The organism is Mycobacterium sp. TH-M116, assembly GCF_057473685.1.
This window is the reverse complement of record NZ_JBYCLC010000362.1, coordinates 1-2,911: the sequence shown is the minus strand read 5'-3', so window position 1 is coordinate 2,911 and position 2,911 is coordinate 1. Positions and strand designations below refer to the sequence as shown.

2 protein-coding genes are annotated in these 2,911 nt (G+C 68.9%); both read right to left on the bottom strand.

Going from position 1 to position 2,911, the window contains the following annotated elements; genetic code table 11:
* Window positions 1–255: 255 nt before the first annotated feature.
* A complete protein-coding gene (locus tag AC2VOK_RS18785) occupies window positions 256–1,368 on the bottom strand; it encodes a helix-turn-helix transcriptional regulator (RefSeq protein ID WP_428901819.1) in 1,113 nt (370 codons plus the stop codon).
* 4 nt (window positions 1,369–1,372) lie between these two features.
* A complete protein-coding gene (locus AC2VOK_RS18780) occupies window positions 1,373–2,548 on the bottom strand; it encodes a glycosyltransferase (protein ID WP_428901818.1) in 1,176 nt (391 codons plus the stop codon).
* Window positions 2,549–2,911 lie beyond the last annotated feature (363 nt).

Sequence of the window (2,911 nt, the reverse complement as noted above, 5' to 3'; positions counted from 1 at the left end):
ACCGAGGCGAATCCCCTTGATCGGCGGTCCTATTCGGCACGCGCAGGGAGACCTCGGTTGTCGACAGCAGAATAATGCTCGATCCGGCCGAAGTCCGGCCGGCCGAGGTGCGCCCGGCCGAGCGTGCTAAGGGGCCAGGGTGTACCAAGTCGGAAACGGCGTTCGACAGAAACGGCGTTCGACAGAAACGTTGCGCGAGAGAAAGAGACGTTGTGCAACAGAAACTTTGAGCGCAGGGGGGGTTCGATCCTGCGATCACTGCTGCAGCGTGGTGCGCGGGCTCTGCCCGTAGGTCTGCCGATAGACAAGCGCGAATCGGCCGGCATGCGCGAAACCCCAACGCTGAGCGATCTCGGTGACGGTCGTCGAGGACCGCGACCCTGCGACCAGGTCCTGATGCGCCCGGTGCAGCCGGACGCGGCGCATGTACTCCGTCGGGGTGGTGTCCAGCTGTCGGCGGAACAGGTACTGCACCGCCCTGGGGGTCAGGTGGACCGCGGCCGCAACATCGTTGACGCCGAAGTCGCCGGTGGCGTGGCGATGGATGAACGACACCGCGTCCTTGAGCACCTCGGGAAGTGCGGGATTGCCGGCCGGTTCGTGGTCGATCACGTTGGACGGGTAGCACTCGAGCAGCGCGCCGGCCAGCAGCGGCTGCAATGTCGCCACGATCAGCGGCTGCCGGGCGGTGTCGGCGGACGCCAGCGCGCCCTTCGCGTAGTCCAGTGCCCGGTGCCATGCGCGGATGGCAGCGCGTGAACGTGGCCGGCTGTCGAGGAACCGGATCCGCTGCGGCAACGGCACACTCAGGTCGGCGGCCACCTTGTGCACGACATCCGCCTCGAAGCTCACGGCGTCGAAGCGCGCACCGTTCACCTGCAGTACGCAGGACCGGCCGTCGGCGACGAGGACCGGGCAGTCCAGGGTCGGTACTCCCCCGCTCCGCACGGTCAGCGATCCTTCGCGGGGCTGGATCACGACGACGGAACCGGCGGGAGCGATCTGCGCGCTCGCTCGGCCCTGGATCAGCACGTCGTCGACGGTGGCTCCGGCCGTCTCCCAGCGACGGTGGGTGACGACCGAGCCCCGGGCCAGCCCGTTGAGCCGCCACCCCGGCGTGTAGGCGACGGCGAAGAATCGGCGTGCCGCCTCGGGCTCGCTGGTGCGGAAATGCGCGTAACGCAGTGCTGCCGGACCGTATCCGCCGCCGGACGTAGTACCGGTGTGGGTTTCGGGCACGGGACGGACATCCACTCCGACCGCGCTGGACGGGACCGCCGCCGGATGTGGTCCCGCATGCGCGGCGCCCGTCGTACCCCACGGGACCGCGGGTTCGCCGAACGCCTGCACCGTGGTCATCCCAACCATGGCTTCACGGCAACCCTGCCGACTGCAAAAGAGGCGACGCCAGCCGCTCCGATCCGATGTGCCGATAGATGTTGAGCGCGTCCAGCGCCACCCGGTCCCAGGTGAAACGCGACAGCGCCCGGCATCGCCCGGCCGAGCCCATGCTCTCGCACCGGAAGCTCTGTGCGAGCAGCGCCCGGAGCGCGGCGGGGAGCTCACCGGGCCTGTCCGAAGACAGCACCAGCCCCGTCACGTTGTCCACGACGGCCTCCGTGAGGACCCCGACGGGCAGCGCCACCACGGCCACACCACACGCCATCGCCTGCAGCACTGTCGCCGGACGAGGTGGCTCCCGCGGCGTGCACGCGACCACGTCGGCGGACCGGATCAGCTTCGGCAGATCGCGGGCGGGAACAGTGCCCACCATGTGCACGCGGCCTGCCACCCCCAGCTCGGCGGCGAGCTCCCCGAGCTGGGCCCGCACCTCGTCGTGGGCGGCGTCGGCCGGTGCGGTCTCCGCGAGCACCAGTTCGGTGTCCGCCAGCCGCGGCAGAGCGCGTATTACCCTATCGAATCCATTGCACAACAAAGGGTCCGGCGCCAAGCACAGAACGCGGTTGACCTCGCCGCGGGGCGCCGCCGGACCGACCGGGATGAAGCGTTCCACGTCCACGCCACTGGCGAGGACGGACATCCGCGCCCGGCTGCGACGCAACCGGGCGAGCGCGTCTACGTCTGCGCCGCTCTCCCCGGTCACCCACGTCGCGCTGCGCGCCAGCAGCGGCTCGACCCGTCCGCGTGCGTTCTCGTGGGGCGAGCCGTCGGACAGGGCGCGTCGGGCCGCGGTCACGCCCTGGAAGCTCTGCACCGTCGGCAGCCCCTGCCTACGCGCCGCCAACTGGGCGGCCAGCCCGCCCAGCCATCCATAGGCGTGCACGACGTCAGGCTGATCCGAGTACCACTGGCGTTCGAGCGCTGCCGCCCACGCCCCGGCGTACGGCAGCACCTCAGGCGCCGGGACCGGGCCCCGGGGGCCGACGGGGACCGACACGACGCGGTGATTACCCTCGCCGCCCACGGTTTGTCGGACCTGGCGCCGGACATATACCGTCGCCTCATGTCCGCGGTCTGCGAGCGCGTGACAGAGTTGCCAGGGGTCTTCACCTACCTGGTCGTCGCCGAAGGCGATCGCAATCTTCAAGCGAAACTCCCTCCACGCCATACTCGTGAAGAGTTACCCGTTGCCGGCGCGGACAAACGCTGCAAGCCCGCCTACTTCGTGTTCACAACCACGGGTTCGTCACCGCATCAGGGCGAGGCCGCGCTGGAATCCCTCCGCCTACCGTCAGCGAGATTTATTCAACGACCTGTTGTTCAAGGATCTGTTATTCAAAGACCTGTACCGAAGCTGGTCGTAGGAGTCTGGTCACAGGAGTCTGGTCACAGGAGTCTGGTGGCATGAGTCTTGTGGCATGAGTCTGGTGGTATGAGTCTGGTGGTATGAGTGAAGCCGCCGCAGCGGTCGTGTCGAAACCCCGCCCCCGCCAACGTGGCCACGCGGCGC